This window comes from Alteromonas sp. P256, assembly GCF_036864455.1.
Lineage (GTDB): Bacteria > Pseudomonadota > Gammaproteobacteria > Enterobacterales > Alteromonadaceae > Alteromonas.
This window is the reverse complement of the sequence record NZ_JAZETM010000012.1, coordinates 29050-46266: the sequence shown is the minus strand read 5'-3', so window position 1 is coordinate 46266 and position 17217 is coordinate 29050. Positions and strand designations below refer to the sequence as shown.

Genomic DNA, 17217 nt, shown 5'->3' with positions numbered 1-17217 from the left:
AGGTAACGATAATGAAATTAGAATTTTCGATATACCGTTATAACCCAGATGTTGACGCTAAACCACGCATGCAAGACTACACTCTAGAAGTAGAGGAAGGTCAAGATATGATGGTACTAGACGCACTGATTGCATTGAAAGAAGAAGATGCCTCGTTGTCTTTCCGTCGTTCATGCCGTGAAGGTGTATGTGGTTCAGATGGTGTGAATATGAACGGCAAGAACGGTCTTGCTTGTATTACTCCACTGTCAGCGTTAGGAAAGGGCAAAATTGTTGTACGTCCACTTCCAGGTCTACCTGTAGTACGTGACCTTGTTGTTGATATGACGCAATTTTACACTCAATACGAGAAGATTAAGCCTTTCTTGATCAACGATGGAAAGCAGCCACCTGCCAGAGAGCACTTGCAGTCTCCTGAAGAGCGTGCGAAGTTAGATGGTCTGTATGAGTGTATATTATGTGCTTGTTGTTCAACATCTTGTCCGTCATTTTGGTGGAATCCAGATAAGTTCATCGGCCCTGCAGGGTTATTACATGCTTATCGCTTCCTAATCGATAGCCGTGATACGGCGACAGACGAGCGATTGAACGATCTGGACGACGCATTTAGCGTATTCCGTTGTCATGGTATTATGAACTGCGTAAGCGTATGCCCGAAAGGATTAAACCCAACAAAAGCAATTGGACAAATAAAGTCTATGCTTCTGTCTCGGGCTGTTTAGTTCGAATCTTTACTAACTAAGTTAGTCACAGATTTTTGATAATCTAAATAGCCATCCAGTTAGGATGGCTTTTTTTATGTATTCATAGTGATAACACTTGGTTCTGTTGAGAATAGCCTTATAATAGTACTTGATTGTTAACTAGATTTTATAAAACGTAGCAAGGCAAATTAAATGCAAGAAAGCGTGATGAAAGCGTGGTGGGATTCCTCGCACATGGCAGGTGCCAACGCTGCCTATGTTGAAGAGTTGTATGAAGCCTATTTGGAAGACCCTCAAAGCGTCTCCGAAACATGGCGTCAAATCTTCGATAACCTCCCCAATCTTGATGGCGTAGCATTAGAAACTAATCATACAGCAATTAAAAATCAATTTAGGCAACTTGCTGCGTTAGGTCCAACTGCACGAATGTCTAGTTCCACGGCACCCTCTGCAAGTGGTTCAGACGGCAAGCAAGTTAAAGTTCTCCAGCTTATTAATGCATTCCGTTTCCGCGGACATCAGCACGCTAACCTTGACCCGCTAGGGCTTTGGAAACAAGCTAGAGTACGCGACCTAGAACTTTCTCACCATAACCTCTCTGAAGAAGATTTCGATTCTGTTTACAACGTAGGCTCATATGCCATTGGTAAAGAGTCGCTTCCGTTAGGTGAATTAGTCAAATCGCTTAACAGAACGTATTGTGGCTCTATCGGTGCTGAGTATATGCACATTACCGATACCGACCAAAAACGTTGGTTACAGCAAAAGTTTGAATCAGTGCAGGCTAAGCCAGAAATTTCTCGTGACGAGAAATTAAGCATTCTTAAAGGGCTTACTGCTGCTGACGGCATGGAAAAGTACCTTGGTGCGAAATTCCCTGGCGCAAAACGCTTCTCTCTTGAAGGTGGCGACGCGTTAGTGCCCATGCTTAAAGGACTAATAACCAAAGCCGGCGCGGCTGGCACTAAAGAAGTGGTTATTGGTATGGCCCACCGCGGCCGATTAAATGTGTTGGTTAATGTGCTAGGTAAGAACCCTTCAGTATTGTTTGACGAGTTCTCAGGAAAGCACGACGATTCACTTGGTGCAGGTGACGTTAAATACCACGCTGGTTTCTCTTCTGACTTTGCCACCCCAGGCGGCAACGTTCATTTAGCGTTAGCATTTAACCCATCCCACTTAGAAATCGTTAACCCAGTGGTTATCGGTTCTGTGCGAGCACGTCTTGTTCGCCGCGAAAACGATACCAATACGGTATTGCCTATTACCATTCACGGTGATTCGGCTGTAGCAGGTCAGGGCGTTGTACAAGAAACTTTCAATATGTCACAAACCCGAGGCTTTGCTGTCGGCGGGACTGTGCGAATAGTAGTCAATAACCAAGTTGGTTTTACTACGTCAAAAACGGAAGATACCCGCTCTACGCAATACTGTACTGATATTGCGAAAATGGTTCAGGCTCCTATCTTTCACGTAAATTCTGACGACCCTGAGGCCGTTGCATTTGTAACCCAACTAGCGCTTGAATACCGTCAGAAGTTTAAGCGAGATGTGGTTATCGATTTGGTTTGTTATCGCCGTCACGGTCATAACGAAGCTGATGAGCCTAACGCAACACAGCCGTTAATGTATCAGAAAATCAAGAAGCATCCGGTTCCACGTGCTATATATGCCGATCAGCTCATTGCTGAAGGCGTTATTGAGCAGCGTGATGCGGACCGCTATCTACAAGAGTATCGCGAAGCGCTTGATCACGGTGCTTGTGTTGTAGAAGAGTGGCGCCCGATGACAGAGCACAGCGTTGACTGGTCTCCGTATCTTGGTCACGACTGGGATACGCCGTACGACGGCAGCATAAGTGTAGAAAAACTTAAAGAACTGGGAGAGTCTATTACGTCTTTCCCTGAAGACCACAAGCTTCACTCTCGTGTAAACAAATTATATCAAGACAGAAAAGCTATGGTCGCTGGCGAAAAGCTTCTCGATTGGGGCATGGCAGAAAATTTAGCCTACGCTACCCTTGTTGATGCTGGCGAAGATATTCGTATTACAGGCCAAGACAGTGGTCGCGGTACGTTCTTCCACCGCCACGCGGTACTTCACAACCAAACAGACGGTTCGACTTATCTACCTCTGCAACACATAAGAGAAGGCCAAGGCGAAATCGAAATTTACGATTCTGTGCTGTCTGAAGAGGCAGTAATGGCGTTCGAATACGGTTATGCCACTGCCGAGCCGACTTGTTTGACCATTTGGGAAGCCCAGTTTGGTGACTTCGCTAACGGTGCACAGGTTGTGTTTGACCAATTCCTAAGTTCAGGTGAAGCAAAATGGGGCCGCTTGTGTGGTTTAACTGTTTTGTTACCACATGGCTACGAAGGTCAGGGTCCAGAGCATAGTTCAGCGCGACTAGAGCGTTTCTTACAAATGTGTGCCGATCACAATTGGCAAGTGTGTGTGCCGTCAACGCCAGCACAGGTATATAACATGCTGCGTCGTCAGGTGGTCCGCCCTATGCGTAAGCCGCTTATTGTTATGTCGCCTAAGTCACTATTACGTCACCCGTTGGCTGTATCTTCTCTTGAAGAGCTCAGTGAAGGTAAGTTTCACAACGTAATTGGTGAAATAGACGATTTAGACCCGAAAGACGTCAAACGCGTGGTAATGTGTTCTGGCAAAGTGTATTACGATTTGCTTGACCAACGCCGTAAGAATGAACAAAGCGATGTTGCTATCGTTCGTTTAGAGCAGCTTTATCCTTTCCCGCAAGAAGAATGCGCGAAAATTGTGGCACAGTATAGCCACGTAAAAGATTGGGTTTGGTGCCAAGAAGAGCCGCAAAATCAGGGCGCTTGGTACTGTAGCCAACACCATTTCTGGCAAGCAATTCCAGAAGGTGCAAAGTTAACATATGCGGGTCGTGAAGCATCCTCGTCGCCTGCAGTAGGTTATGTATCCGTTCACAATCAGCAGCAAAAAGCACTGATTGAAGACGCTCTCACTATTAAATAAGGAACAGAAATGACAATTGAGATAAAAGTTCCGGTTCTACCTGAGTCAGTTGCCGATGCCTCCATTGCAACCTGGCACGTTAAAGCCGGTGATGCAGTTAAACGAGACCAGAATCTGGTTGATATTGAAACTGATAAAGTAGTTCTAGAAGTTGTAGCGCCAGCGGACGGTACAATCGGTGAGATCTTGAACGAAGAGGGTGCAACGGTTTTAGGTGAGCAGGTTATCGCGAAACTTGAAGAGGGCGGCGCTGCTGCTCCGGCTAAATCAGACTCGTCTGACTCTGAGAAAGAGTCTAAACCAGCACAAGCTGATAAGTCTGACAGTGCACCTTCTGGTAAAGCTTCTGACGTAAAAGTGCCAGTATTACCAGAGTCTGTTGCTGACGCTACCATAGCTACCTGGCATGTAGGTGTTGGCGAGGCGGTATCTCGCGATCAAAATTTAGTAGATATTGAGACTGATAAAGTGGTTCTTGAGGTGGTTGCTCCTGCTGATGGTTCACTATCAGAAATTGTTGCCGAAGAAGGCGCAACAGTTACTGCTGAAGAAGTGATTGCTAAATTTGTAGAGGGCGCATCTGGCGGTACAGCTGCATCTGCTCCTGCAGATGATAGTGACGAAAGCGATGATAGCAGCGATGCATTAAGCCCATCAGTTCGTCGTTTACTCGCAGAGAAAGGCGTCGATGCGTCGAGTGTTAAAGGCACAGGTAAAAATGGTCGCATCACTAAAGAAGATGTTGAAAAGCATCTGAAAGGTGGTAATAAAGCACCTGCGGCAGCTTCTGCGTCAAGTGAATCAGCACCAGACTTACCGGCTGGAAATCGCACTGAAAAACGCGTTCCAATGACGCGTCTTCGCAAGACGATTGCAAATCGTTTGTTAGAAGCGAAAAATTCTACGGCCATGCTAACTACGTTTAACGAAGTCAACATGAAGCCTATTATGGAATTGCGTAAGCAGTACCAAGAGAGTTTTGAAAAACGTCATGGTATTCGCCTTGGTTTCATGTCTTTCTACGTGAAAGCAGTGACTGAAGCGCTTAAGCGCTTCCCTGAAGTGAATGCGTCTATCGACGGTGATGATATTGTTTATCACAACTACTTCGATATCTCTATTGCAGTATCAACGCCACGGGGATTGGTAACACCAATTCTTAAAGATACCGATACGTTAGGTATGGCCGGTGTTGAGAAAGGTATTAAAGAATTAGCATTGAAAGGTCGTGACGGTAAGCTAGCAATGTCTGACCTACAAGGTGGTAACTTCACCATCACGAACGGCGGTGTTTTTGGTTCACTAATGTCTACACCAATCATTAACCCTCCTCAAAGTGCTATCTTGGGTATGCATAAAATCCAAGATCGTCCAATGGCGGTTAATGGGAAAGTAGAAATTTTGCCAATGATGTATCTTGCTCTCTCTTACGATCATAGAATTGTTGATGGTAAAGAGTCAGTAGGCTTCTTGGTAACCGTAAAAGAGATGCTTGAAGACCCTACACGTCTATTATTAGACGTATAAGACTTCCGTCTCACGCAATTGTGGTTAGTAGCAAATATGGTTTATGCTGTGTTTGCTTCTAACGCAACGCTGATATTTGATGTGATAATATCAGCCAAACTAATCAAGTCGCATTTGCGACTTTTGTCTTACTAAAAATCGGATAGAAACACCATGAATTTGCATGAATACCAAGGTAAGCAGCTATTCAAAGAATACGGTTTACCTGTTTCTGAAGGATACGCAGCAGACACTCCTCAAGATGCTGTTGATGCCGCAAAAAAAATTGGCGGAGAAGAGTGGGTAGTAAAATGTCAGGTCCACGCAGGTGGTCGCGGTAAAGCTGGCGGCGTTAAGTTGGTAAAAGATACTGACGCTATTAAAGCTTTCGCAGAAAACTGGCTTGGCAAAAATTTGGTGACGTTCCAGACTGACGAAAACGGTCAGCCTGTGAGCAAAATCCTTGTTGAATCTTGCACAGATATCGCTAACGAATTGTACCTTGGTGCAGTAGTTGACCGCACAACCCGTCGCGTTGTGTTTATGGCTTCTACTGAAGGTGGCGTTGAGATTGAAACTGTTGCTGAAGAAACACCTGAGAAAATTCTTAAAGCTGAAATTGACCCAATTGTTGGTGCTCAGCCTTACCAAGCACGCGAAATGGCGTTTAAACTTGGTCTTTCTGGCGTTCAAATCAAACAATTTACTAAGATTTTCCTTGGCCTAGCCAAGATGTTCGAAGATCTTGATGTTGCATTGATTGAAATTAACCCGCTTGTAATCAAAGAAGATGGTGACCTTCACTGTCTTGACGCTAAGCTAGCTATCGATGGCAACGCGTTATACCGCCAGCCTAAAGTTAAAGCTATGCAAGATCCTACTCAAGAAGATGCACGTGAAGCGCATGCTGCTGAGTTCGAACTTAACTATGTTGCACTAGACGGAAACGTAGGTTGTATGGTTAACGGTGCCGGCCTTGCAATGGGTACAATGGACATCGTAAACCTACACGGTGGCAAGCCAGCTAACTTCCTAGACGTTGGTGGCGGCGCGACTAAAGAGCGTGTTGCAGAAGCATTCAAAATCATCTTATCTGACGATAACGTTAAAGCCGTTTTAGTTAACATCTTTGGTGGAATCGTACGTTGTGACATGATTGCCGAAGGTATCATCGGTGCGGTCAAAGAAGTGGGCGTTAATGTTCCTGTTGTTGTACGTCTTGAAGGTACAAACGCAGAGCTTGGCCGTGAAGTTCTAGCGAACTCTGGTTTAGATATCATTGCTGCTGAGTCGCTAACTGATGCAGCACAGAAAGTTGTAGCTGCAGCGGAGGGCAAATAATGTCTGTATTAATTAATAAAGATACCAAAGTAATCTGTCAGGGTTTCACTGGTGGTCAAGGTACTTTTCACTCTGAGCAAGCCATTGCTTATGGTACGCAAATGGTTGGTGGTGTTACACCAGGCAAAGGCGGCACTGAGCACCTAGGTCTTCCAGTATTCAATACAGTACGTGAAGCGGTAGAAGCAACAGGCGCAACGGCAACTGTTATCTATGTACCAGCTGCATTCTGTAAAGATTCAATCGTAGAAGCTGCTGATGCTGGCATCGAGCTTATCGTTTGTATTACTGAAGGTATTCCTACGCTAGATATGCTTTACGTTAAAGAGTACGTAAATGCCAAAGGCGTTCGCATGATTGGTCCAAACTGCCCAGGTGTTATTACTCCTGGAGAGTGTAAGATTGGTATCATGCCTGGACACATCCACAAGCCTGGTAAAGTAGGTATTGTTTCTCGCTCTGGTACACTTACGTACGAAGCGGTTAAGCAAACTACTGATGAAGGTTTCGGTCAGTCTAGCTGTGTTGGTATTGGTGGTGACCCTATTCCGGGTTCTAACTTCATCGATATTCTTCAGTTGTTCCAAGACGATCCTCAGACTGAAGCTATCGTTATGATTGGTGAAATTGGTGGTACAGCAGAAGAAGAAGCTGCTGAATTTATCAAAGCTAACGTAACTAAGCCTGTTGTTTCTTACATTGCGGGTGTGACTGCACCTGAAGGTAAGCGTATGGGGCACGCTGGTGCAATCATTGCTGGCGGTAAAGGTACAGCTGACGAGAAATTTAAAGCACTAGAAGATGCAGGTGTTAAAACCGTGCGCTCTCTAGCTGAAATTGGTAAAGCACTACGCGAAACCACTGGTTGGTAAGCGATTGGCATGCCAAGTAGCTATTTAAAATAGCCACTTTAAATAATTATAAAAACCCGCTTGTAGCGGGTTTTTTTATGGCTAATCATCTTTTACTAGTCTTAATGCACAAACTTCTATTTACATTTTATTTTGCCTTGGTGAAACAAAAGAACAACAAAATGCCCTGTAAGCCCCGTTTTTATGGCTTTTGCGTAATTAACTTACAAAATTAAATTTGCTGCTAATGTTAACGTATTGTTGAAAAAGTGGATTGAATACGTATGCAAGCAATTGTGCAATAACTCACACCTCTATAGCATTACGACATGTAATCTATTGTCATTTCTTTGTCACAATAACAATTAAATAGGCAAAAATTGAAACCTTACGGGACACCTGTTTTATGAAACACTTTAAACCAAACCTAATTAAGACAGCGCTTATCGCTGGCGGCGTTGCTTTTGGTAGTGCTCCTGCACTAGCTCAGCAGTCAGATACAGACGCAGTTGATGAAACGGCAGTGGAAGTCATTGAAGTCAGTGGCATCCGCGGAAGTTTACAACGCGCGCAAGCGATAAAAATGGACAACACCTCAATTGTAGAGGCACTTTCTGCAGAAGATATTGGTAAATTGCCAGATACCTCTATTGCTGAATCACTAGCACGCCTTCCAGGTCTAGCCGGTGAGCGTAGAAACGGCAGAACAAGTGGTCTCTCAGTGCGTGGTTTTAACGAAAACTACGTGGGTACAACGCTTAATGGACGCGAACTATTAGGTATGGGTGATAACCGTGGGGTTGAGTTCGATTTGTACCCTACAGAAATCGTTTCTAACATACTTGTTTATAAAACACCGGAAGCCGGTCTTATGACTCAGGGCATTGGTGGTACTATTGATATCAGAACCGTTAACCCGCTTACAGCGAAAGAGACTTTTGCTATAAACGGTAGTTATGAGGTGAACGGTGAAGATTCTGGAAACCCTGATTTTGACAATAACGGCCATAGAATTTCTGTAAACTATGTAGACAAATTCGCAGATGACAAGTTAGGTGTAGCGCTAGTGGTTGCGGATATGGAATCGCCTCGCCAAGAAAAATATTTCCGCGGTTGGGGATATGCCAATGTCAATACAACGCCAGAGGGTACATTTGATGACAATGGTAATCCGCTATGGAATCCAAGAAGATTTGATGGCCAAGATACAGTTGAGGTTCCAGACGGTACTGTAGTACTCGGAGGTCACGATTCATTTACGCGCTCTTCCATGCTTGACCGTACTTCGGTTGCCGGTGTTATTGAATATGCGCCAACTGATAACTTAAAAGTTCAATTTGACGCTCTATACATCGACTTTGAAGAGAACGATGTTAGACGTGGTGTTGAAGAAGGCGGCGCAGAGTGGGGAACAAGCGAATATACTATTACTGGTGTAGAAGATGGCTTGGTTACATCAGGGTATTTTGATGGCTTCTTCTCCGTTATTCGAAACGATTCACGTCAGCAGCAGGCAGAGCTTACTACCTTCGGACTTAACGTTGAGTATATTCTCAATGATGATTGGACGGCCACACTAGATGTATCTACAGGGCAAGTAGATAAGACGATTACCGATATTGAAAGCTATTCAGGTGTTGGACGCGCGGGTGTGGCAGGACGTCCTATGACGCCTCGCTCGTGGACTATGACATCAACCGGTGCTGTTTACAGCGACCACCCTACACTTGATAGCGTTGACTTAACTGACGCATCTATGATTCAACTTGCTGGCCCACAGGCCTGGGGTGGCTCGTTAGCACCAGTTGAGCAGTTCCAAGGTGTGGAAGGCTTCGGTCCAGATACCGCACAAGATGGCTTTGTTAATGAACCAGTTTTTGATGAAACTCTAGATGCAGTAAGACTTGATATTGAAGGTTTTGTTGATTGGGGCATGTTCTCTAAATTCACTGCTGGTGTTAACTACCAAGAACGTGAAAAGTCAAAAGACAACAACGGAGCGTTCTTAACATCTCCACTTTGGCCAAGTTCAGAATCTATACCAAACCCTCTTGGTACCGCAGACTTAAGCCACATTGGCATTGAAGGTGTTGTAGCGTACGACAGCCTGGGTCTTTATCGCAGTGGCTACTATATAGAAACCGAAGCAGAGCTATTCGAAAATGGTCGAATAGGCGATACATACACAATCGCTGAAGACCTGCTTACAATGTTTGCCAAACTGACTATCGACACTGAACTTCGTGGCGTCTACATTACCGGTAACTTAGGTGTTCAGGTAATAGATGTAGATCAGCGCGGATTTGGTTTTAATACAACAACCGGTCCAACGGGATTCACAGCGGTTACACCAATATCTGACGGTGCGTCGTATCACGATATTTTACCAACGCTTAACTTAAGTTTTGAGATTGCAGAGAATCAGTTTATCCGTACTGCAATGGGTAAAGTAATGAGTCGCCCTCGCATGGATGACATGCGTCCAAACAATACGGTAAATTTCGTATTTAATGACCAACAAATTATCTCTCAGGATGTGGGTAACGGACCATGGTCTGCAAGTTCAGGTAATGCTCGCTTAAGACCACTTGAAGCAAACCAGTTTGATGTTGCTTATGAGAATTACTTTGCCGATTCTGGCTACGTCGCCGTTAGTTTCTTCTATAAAGATTTGACTAACTGGCATGTGGGTGGCCAAACTATTGGTGATTTTTCTGAGTCGTTTATTGAAGGCTTCCATCAAACTTCAGGTCAAACTGACATTAATAACGATGACGTATTAGATGAGAATGATATTGTGCCACCGACAATATTTAACGGCGTAGTAAGCTTCCGCGAAGATGGGCTTGAAGGATTCGTACGTGGATGGGAAGTGCAGGGTAGCCTTCCTTTAGACATGCTTCACGACTCTCTTGAAGGCTTTGGTGTTTTTGCTAGTGCAACGTTCCTAGACGGTGAGTTAGACAACGGCGATGCAGTACCAGGATTATCGGATGAAACGTACTCACTGACAGCGTTTTATGAAAGCAATGGGTTTGAATTCCGCGTTTCAGGTACCAAACGCGACGCGTTTAGCACAGAAACAAGAGCGGTTAGCCTTTCTCTAGCGCAAATCCAAGATGCGGGTGTTGAGCAGTGGGATGCACAAATCGGTTATGACTTCAGTGAATCTGGCATTGAATCGCTACATGGTCTGCGTGTTACTCTTCAGGGCCAGAACCTTACAGACGAGCCTACTATTCGCACTAATCCAGGAGATTCACGTCAAATTACTGAATTTCAGCAGTTTGGTCGCAACTTCCTACTCGGTGTTAACTACACGTTCTAATGTTTGATAACGCTTAACTTGTGCCGCTCTCATTGGGAGTGGTATAAACAGAGTTAGAAAGATACAAATGAAGGCCCCAAATAGTCATGCTGATTGGGGCCTTTTATCGTATACCCCTTCTTTTTATTATCGTTAAAGCAAAGAAAAGTACGCTCAAGCGTTAATAAAAAGGTGAAGTTTACAAGCGGCAGTGGCAAAAATATGACAAACACAGCAGTAAAAGATGTAGTAATTGTAGGTGGTGGAACAGCTGGCTGGATTTCAGCTGCGGTTGTCAAACGTCTATTAGGTTCTCGAGTTAACGTTACATTGGTGGAATCAGAAGATATTGGCACCGTAGGCGTGGGCGAGGCGACTATACCACCCATTATACTGCTCAATAAGATGCTGGGTTTAGATGAGAAAGAATTTCTCAGAGAAACGAAAGCCACCATGAAGCTGGCTATTCGTTTCGAGAATTGGAAAGAGCAGGGTGATAGCTATTACCATACCTTTGGTGCGCCGGGTAAGAGCTTTGCATTTTGCCATTTTCATCATTATTTTAAACGCGCGCAAAAATTGGGTCTGAAAGACTCTATTTGGGAATACGACCTCAACTATCTTGCCTGCGAGGCGGGAAAGTTTGCCCACATAAAATCCCCTGATCCCATCATTGAAATGCCTTATGCGTATCACTTTGATGCGTCGCTTTACGCCCGCTTTCTTCGTAAAAAATGCGAGGAAATGGGGGTTGTTCGTCAAGAAGGGATTATAGAGCGGGTAGAGCAGCATACCGAAAACGGCTATATAAAAGCCGTCACGCTAAAAGATGGCACCTCAATAAGCGGTGATCTTTTTATCGACTGTTCAGGGTTTAAAGGTTTGCTTACTCAACAAACCCTCAATACCGGCTATGAAGACTGGTCACATTGGTTGCCGTGCGATCGCGCGGTAGCCATGCCCTCAGAGCGTCATGAAAACACGAGCCCTTTTACTCGCTCAATTGCGCATAGCGCTGGATGGCAGTGGCGTATTCCTTTGCAGCATCGTAACGGCAACGGCCTTGTTTACAGCAGTAACTATTACAGTGACGATCAGGCGCTAGATATTTTATCTAATAATATCGATACCACGCCACTGGCCGACCCTAATTTTATACGCTTTAAAACTGGTCGTAGACGCAAGCAGTGGAACAAAAACGTCATTGCTGTAGGGCTAGCTAGCGGCTTCCTTGAGCCGTTGGAATCTACCAGTATTCATCTTATTCAGTCAGCTGTGGTACGTTTAATTCATTTGTTTCCTCACAATGGCATTAGGCAAGAGCAGATTGATGAGTACAATCAGCAGTCTAAATTGGAATACGAGCAAATTCGCGACTTTATAATATTGCATTATCATGTAAACGAACGTAACGATAGCCAATTTTGGCGTGACGTGAGAAACATGGAAGTACCAAAAAGTCTCACCCATAAAATAGAATTATTTAAGGCATCGGGAAATATTTATAGAGAGCAAAACGACCTTTTCTTAGAGAGTTCATGGCTACAGGTGATGATGGGGCAGGGCATTGACGCTAACGATTACCACCCACTGGCGAACGCCATGTCTGATGAGAAACTTTTAGAGTTAATGCGTAATATTAAAAATATTAAAAATGAACCCGTGGGAAAAATTGCGACTCACGATATGTTTATTAAACAGTTTTGCGGCTTATAAAAGAAGATGCATATACTCTTTAATAGTTTCAATTGGTTGTTTGACGCGTTTTTCTAACCCTTTTGGTGCGATTGATGAATTATTACTGACCTGATGGTGCAATGCCAACACTGACTGTCACCATGAAGTAAACTCTTAACACGCTCAGCGTCTATCCGACGAAACAAAGTATAAACCGCAATATCGACGATATTGCGGTTTTTTATTCGTATCTCTTTTACCTGTTTTTCCTCGCTCTATGTCTATGCTGCACGATTTATCCTAAAGCGCTGCCGTTAATTACCACGCAAGCAAGCTTCGTTCGATTATTGGGGGGCGCGCTCACTTAAAGTGAATACATTCATTCAAGCTGTAAAAGCGTATCTTTTCTTATACATAATGCTGTTACAGCTTAAAATTCGCTTTCCATAAATGAGTAATAATGTATAAGTGCAAAAAATCAGTCCCTTATACTGTACCCGATTGCATACATCTATATGAACGAGATGCACTTGTTTCAAAAAACCTTCTTTTTGTCCCGCTCAAAAATTGAATTAAGAAAATGTAAAAGAACCAATATGACTTTTAATTTTAAAAGTCATCTGACAAGGAGTTGTAGTTAAAGTATTGAATATATTGATTTTATACCCTCATTCTGACTCGTTATTTTAAATGTAAATGGTTTAATCATACTTTCCTTGTACTCTTTACATACTCTTGTAAGATGTTCGAATGACATACTGTAATTTTTACGCACTTCTGGTTCATAAATTGCTTTATCTAAACAAAGTAATAAAGCAGGCCACACAATTGAGGCTCAATTTATTGACCTGTTTTCGGTATTTATAGACCTAGTTGACCTCTAAGCGACGAGTGAAAGGGTTAAAAACTTATACCTTAGCCTAATTTACGTTGCTGCGAGTGGTAGGTGGTAAGAATAAGTGGCAGTATCCGCTAACAATAAAAACAGTGAATTGAGCTGAAGTATGGAACTGGCAAAACAAAAGGCCTCAATTGGCTTAATAAATCCAAAAAATCCGGTGAATGTCGCCTCTATTTTACGGGCTGCCGGCTGCTATGGTGTAGCGTCGGTTTTTTATACCGGCCAGCGATATAGGTTGGCAAAGGAATTTAACGCAGATACAAAAGCGTTTCACAAAATTATTCCAACTGTTGGTGTCGATAGTTTAAGAGATGTTGTACCTAAAGGCGCGAAAGTAGTGTGTGTTGAGTTAGTAGAAGGTGCTGTGCCGTTACCGCACTTCGAACACCCAGAAAATGCGTTTTATATACTCGGTCCTGAGGACGGAAGTGTGCCAAGTGACGTTCTTACCTGGTGTGACCATGTTGTATACGTACCAACATATTCATGTATGAACTTGGCCGCCACAGCAAATGTGCTGTTGTACGATAGATTATCAAAGTCTGATTTTGTTAGCGGGGATGCGCTAATACGGAGCAGTAGAGACACAAATAACACAACGAAAATCTAATCGATTGTGCGTGTTTCATGTGAGCTAGGACGCTTACCAAAATGATAAAAATTTGGGAGTTTTGCGTTGATCACAAGAACTAGAAAAGCGATGGGTAAGTTTAACCATGTGGTTTCTCAGAAATTTAACAATTTACCATCATTGCTACCAAATATGTTTGCCAAACAACCCGCCATCGACGAAGAAATTGTTCGTTTCTTTTTTAGCCGTTATCAACTGGTTGTTGCTAACGATGAAAAAGACAAAGACGTCAGTTTTAAAACACGTCACAAAGTCTATTGTGAAGAAATGAAGTTTGAACAGACAAGAGCGTCGTCTCTTGAGGTAGACAAGTACGACGATAGAGCAGTGAATTGCTATATTAAACACCTTCCTACGGGAGAGTGCGCAGGTACAATACGACTTGTATTGCCTCAGCATGGCAGTGGCGCACTGCCGTTGGAAGACAAGTTTTCAGATGCATTTTCGTGTTCGTCACTTTTGCCTTCTCGTTTAGTGTCAGACGGCGTGTGTGAAATTTCTCGTCTCGCTGTGCCCAGAGAGTTTCGGGTTAGGCAGCTTAAAACAAAAGTGCTACCAAATGAAAAACTCGCGAAAGTAAAGCAAAGCAAAAACCTAAAGTTCAATATTGAACAATTACCTTATTTATCCATTGCGCTCTATTTAATGGCCACCAGTGTCTGTTTGCATTTAAATATGTCTCACGCCTATGTGCTAATGGAGCCAAAGTTGGCTAGACGAATGAAGGCGTTTGGCATTCACTTTAATGAAGTTGGCGAAGCTATCAGTTTTAAAGGGCAGCGAGTGCCTTACCGCCTTTCACCAACTACATTGGTGAGCGAACTCTCAAACACCTTAAAGCGTTTTCAGCAAGAGGTCCATCAGAGCATTCAGCCGAGTTTGAATAAAATAAGTGTTGAAGCTTTCACCTCTACCGCTAATGTTCCGTTTGTCGCAAAGCGCGAGGATAGGGTGTCAGCAGCAGCGTAATAATAGGTTTTTTGGGGTTGAATACGTATGCATGTTTTTTAACAATACGTTAACGCGTATCCTATCGGCATTCAGAAAAATAGAAGTAATCAATACGATGCCAGTTAAAAATATGTCTTCATTTACTATTCCTTCGTTTCGAAAACCTATTGCGGTTGCTATTGTGGTTTCAAGTCTTCTAGCCTGTTCAGACAACGACACAATGAGTAATCAACAAACTCAGGGCTCGAACCCTACTGAGAATCGCCAGTCTTATTCTATTAAAGCGCCTTCTACTAAAACGTCTTCCACCGAACAGTTATCATCAGTTCAGGGTAAGCCGGTGGTATACCAGCTTTTTACTCGCCTTTATGGAAATAAGAATACAGCGAATATTCCATGGGGAAGCATCGAAGACAATGGCGTGGGTAAGTTTGCCGATATTAACGATGCTGCACTTGCGAGTATAAAAGCCCTAGGTGCCAGCCATGTGTGGTACACAGGGGTACCACACCACGCAGTCATCAACGACTATAGCGACTATGGAATATCACACGACGACCCCGATGTAGTCAAAGGACGTGCAGGCTCCCCCTACGCTGTAAAAGATTACTACAACGTTAACCCTGACCTCGCGCTAGACCCAGCAAACAGATTGGAAGAGTTTGAAGCCCTCATAAAGCGTACACATGAAAATGGCATGAAGGTGATTATTGATATCGTTCCAAACCATGTTGCTCGCAGCTATCAATCGTTATCATTGCCAGAGGGACAAACCAATTTTGGTCACAGCGACAATACTTCAGTGGTGTATGCAAGAGACAACAATTTTTACTATGTTGTCGATAAAGCCTTTGAAGTACCTACCGCACAAGGTTATGAAACGCTTGGCGGGGACGAACATCCTTTAGCTGATGGTGAATTTAAAGAGTACCCAGCAAAATGGACCGGAAACGGAGCAAGAGCTGCCAAACCCGACATTAACGACTGGTATGAAACCGTTAAAATAAACTACGGTGTGAAGCCTGATGGCACCTATGACTTTCCTGTCTTACCTTCAGAGTACGCTAACAAGTCGTATAGCGAACATATGAATTTTTGGAAAGACAAATCTCTCCCTGATTCTTGGTATAAGTTTCAAAGCATTGCACATTATTGGTTAGACAAAGGTGTCGACGGTTTTCGTTACGACATGGCAGAAATGGTACCTGTCGAATTTTGGTCATTCTTAAACAGCAGTATTAAACATCGTTCGCCTGACGCATTTTTATTGGCAGAGGTATATCAACCCTCCAAGTACCGAGATTATATACATTTGGGCAAGATGGACTATTTATACGACAAAGTTGGATTTTACGATACGCTTAAAACCATTATGCAGGGCTCAGGGAAGGTGAGTGAGCTGGTATCTGTTCACAATCAAGTTTCTGATATTGCACCCCATATGCTTCACTTTTTAGAAAACCACGACGAACAGCGTATTGCCAGTGAGGACTTTGCAGGTAGTGCTGAGAAGGGTAAGCCAGCACTTGCCGTAAGCGCCCTGATTAGCAGCTCTCCAACGCTACTTTACTTTGGTCAGGACGTGGGGGAAGACGGAAGTGAAGACATGGGGTTTGGCGATCCTACTCGGACCACCATTTTTGATTATGCCGGGGTGCCTGCTCATCAGCGTTTTATGAACAATGGAAAATTTGATGGCGGTGCATCCACAGAGCAAGAAAAGTCTTTACGGAATTTCTATGAGTCAATAATGGCTATTGCTGCAAACCATAACGCTGTGAACGGCGAGTTTATCAGTCTGCACGACATCAACTTGAGTAATGCGCAGGGTGATAATTCGCCTTCACAAATCCAAAACTCAAATAACCGCACTTTACAAAGCCAGCAAAGTAATAATTATAGTGAGCAGCAGTTTGCCTTTGCAAGGCGCTCACAAGATGAAGGTTTTATAGTTGTTACTAATTTCTCAGAACAGCCTGTAAAAGACATGCATCTTATTTTCCCCACGTCTTTGTTTGCAGAGTCAGAAATACCGTCGATGCTTAAGCCTTTGGTCGGCGAAAAGCAACTCGCGTTAGACGCTAAAGACGGCACTGTGATGACATCAGTTTCGCTTGAGGGCCTAGAGACGCTGGTTTTTGAACTATAAGAGTCAATAGCATTGTCTATAAACCAGCTTCGTAATTTTTGTTAAAAGCCCAGACAAGAGCTTGATAAGCAGCCTCTAATAAAAGCCACGTCCAATAAAAGCCACTTTGTTTGTATCAAACAAGCCAAGTGGCTTTTTTGTTTGCAGGCCCTAGTTCTCAGGTAGTGAATACGTATGCAGTGAATTG

At 43.6% G+C, this 17217-nt stretch carries 10 protein-coding genes; all 10 read left to right on the top strand.

Annotated elements, in window-relative coordinates; all coding sequences use genetic code 11:
* The first annotated feature begins 11 nt into the window (after positions 1 to 11).
* The 10 genes from V7R39_RS15700 to V7R39_RS15655 all read left to right on the top strand — a co-directional run bounded on the left by V7R39_RS15700 (position 12) and on the right by V7R39_RS15655 (position 17030).
* Positions 12 to 722, top strand: a complete 711-nt coding sequence (locus V7R39_RS15700) for a succinate dehydrogenase iron-sulfur subunit (RefSeq protein ID WP_334031848.1) — start codon at positions 12 to 14, stop codon at positions 720 to 722.
* A 174-nt stretch (positions 723 to 896) separates the two neighbouring features.
* Positions 897 to 3716 (top strand): 2-oxoglutarate dehydrogenase E1 component, encoded by a 2820-nt coding sequence (sucA, locus tag V7R39_RS15695; protein ID WP_334031846.1) that lies wholly within the window; start codon positions 897 to 899, stop codon positions 3714 to 3716.
* Between the two features lie 9 nt (positions 3717 to 3725).
* Positions 3726 to 5243 carry a 2-oxoglutarate dehydrogenase complex dihydrolipoyllysine-residue succinyltransferase gene (gene odhB / locus V7R39_RS15690; RefSeq protein ID WP_334031845.1) on the top strand — a complete coding sequence of 506 codons (1518 nt, stop codon included), beginning with the start codon at positions 3726 to 3728 and terminating at the stop codon, positions 5241 to 5243.
* Between the two features lie 153 nt (positions 5244 to 5396).
* Positions 5397 to 6563: an ADP-forming succinate--CoA ligase subunit beta gene (gene sucC, locus V7R39_RS15685; protein ID WP_163106255.1), complete on the top strand. Its 1167-nt coding sequence runs from the start codon at positions 5397 to 5399 to the stop codon at positions 6561 to 6563.
* Positions 6563 to 7435: a succinate--CoA ligase subunit alpha gene (gene sucD, locus V7R39_RS15680; RefSeq protein WP_013783986.1), complete on the top strand. Its 873-nt coding sequence runs from the start codon at positions 6563 to 6565 to the stop codon at positions 7433 to 7435. The genes sucC and sucD overlap by 1 nt, the downstream gene beginning before the upstream one ends.
* A 385-nt stretch (positions 7436 to 7820) precedes the next feature.
* On the top strand, positions 7821 to 10742 hold the full coding sequence (locus V7R39_RS15675; RefSeq protein WP_334031841.1) for a TonB-dependent receptor: 2922 nt from the start codon (positions 7821 to 7823) through the stop codon (positions 10740 to 10742).
* 201 nt (positions 10743 to 10943) lie between these two features.
* A complete protein-coding gene (locus V7R39_RS15670) occupies positions 10944 to 12437 on the top strand; it encodes a tryptophan halogenase family protein (RefSeq protein WP_334031840.1) in 1494 nt (497 codons plus the stop codon).
* Positions 12438 to 13402: 965 nt separating this feature from the next.
* A complete protein-coding gene (locus V7R39_RS15665; RefSeq protein WP_334031839.1) occupies positions 13403 to 13909 on the top strand; it encodes an RNA methyltransferase in 507 nt (168 codons plus the stop codon).
* Between the two features lie 66 nt (positions 13910 to 13975).
* Entirely contained in the window at positions 13976 to 14899 is a 924-nt protein-coding gene (locus tag V7R39_RS15660; RefSeq protein WP_334031838.1) for a PEP-CTERM/exosortase system-associated acyltransferase, read from the top strand.
* Between the two features lie 97 nt (positions 14900 to 14996).
* Positions 14997 to 17030 (top strand): alpha-amylase family protein, encoded by a 2034-nt coding sequence (locus V7R39_RS15655; protein WP_334031837.1) that lies wholly within the window; start codon positions 14997 to 14999, stop codon positions 17028 to 17030.
* Positions 17031 to 17217 lie beyond the last annotated feature (187 nt).

Coding starts and splice junctions, on each gene's coding strand:
- V7R39_RS15655 (WP_334031837.1), top strand. CDS start 14,997: ATGCCAGTTAAAAATATGTCTTCATTTACTATTCCTTCGTTTCGAAAA.
- V7R39_RS15675 (WP_334031841.1), top strand. CDS start 7,821: ATGAAACACTTTAAACCAAACCTAATTAAGACAGCGCTTATCGCTGGC.
- sucC (WP_163106255.1), top strand. CDS start 5,397: ATGAATTTGCATGAATACCAAGGTAAGCAGCTATTCAAAGAATACGGT.
- odhB (WP_334031845.1), top strand. CDS start 3,726: ATGACAATTGAGATAAAAGTTCCGGTTCTACCTGAGTCAGTTGCCGAT.
- V7R39_RS15700 (WP_334031848.1), top strand. CDS start 12: ATGAAATTAGAATTTTCGATATACCGTTATAACCCAGATGTTGACGCT.
- sucD (WP_013783986.1), top strand. CDS start 6,563: ATGTCTGTATTAATTAATAAAGATACCAAAGTAATCTGTCAGGGTTTC.
- V7R39_RS15665 (WP_334031839.1), top strand. CDS start 13,403: ATGGAACTGGCAAAACAAAAGGCCTCAATTGGCTTAATAAATCCAAAA.
- sucA (WP_334031846.1), top strand. CDS start 897: ATGCAAGAAAGCGTGATGAAAGCGTGGTGGGATTCCTCGCACATGGCA.
- V7R39_RS15670 (WP_334031840.1), top strand. CDS start 10,944: ATGACAAACACAGCAGTAAAAGATGTAGTAATTGTAGGTGGTGGAACA.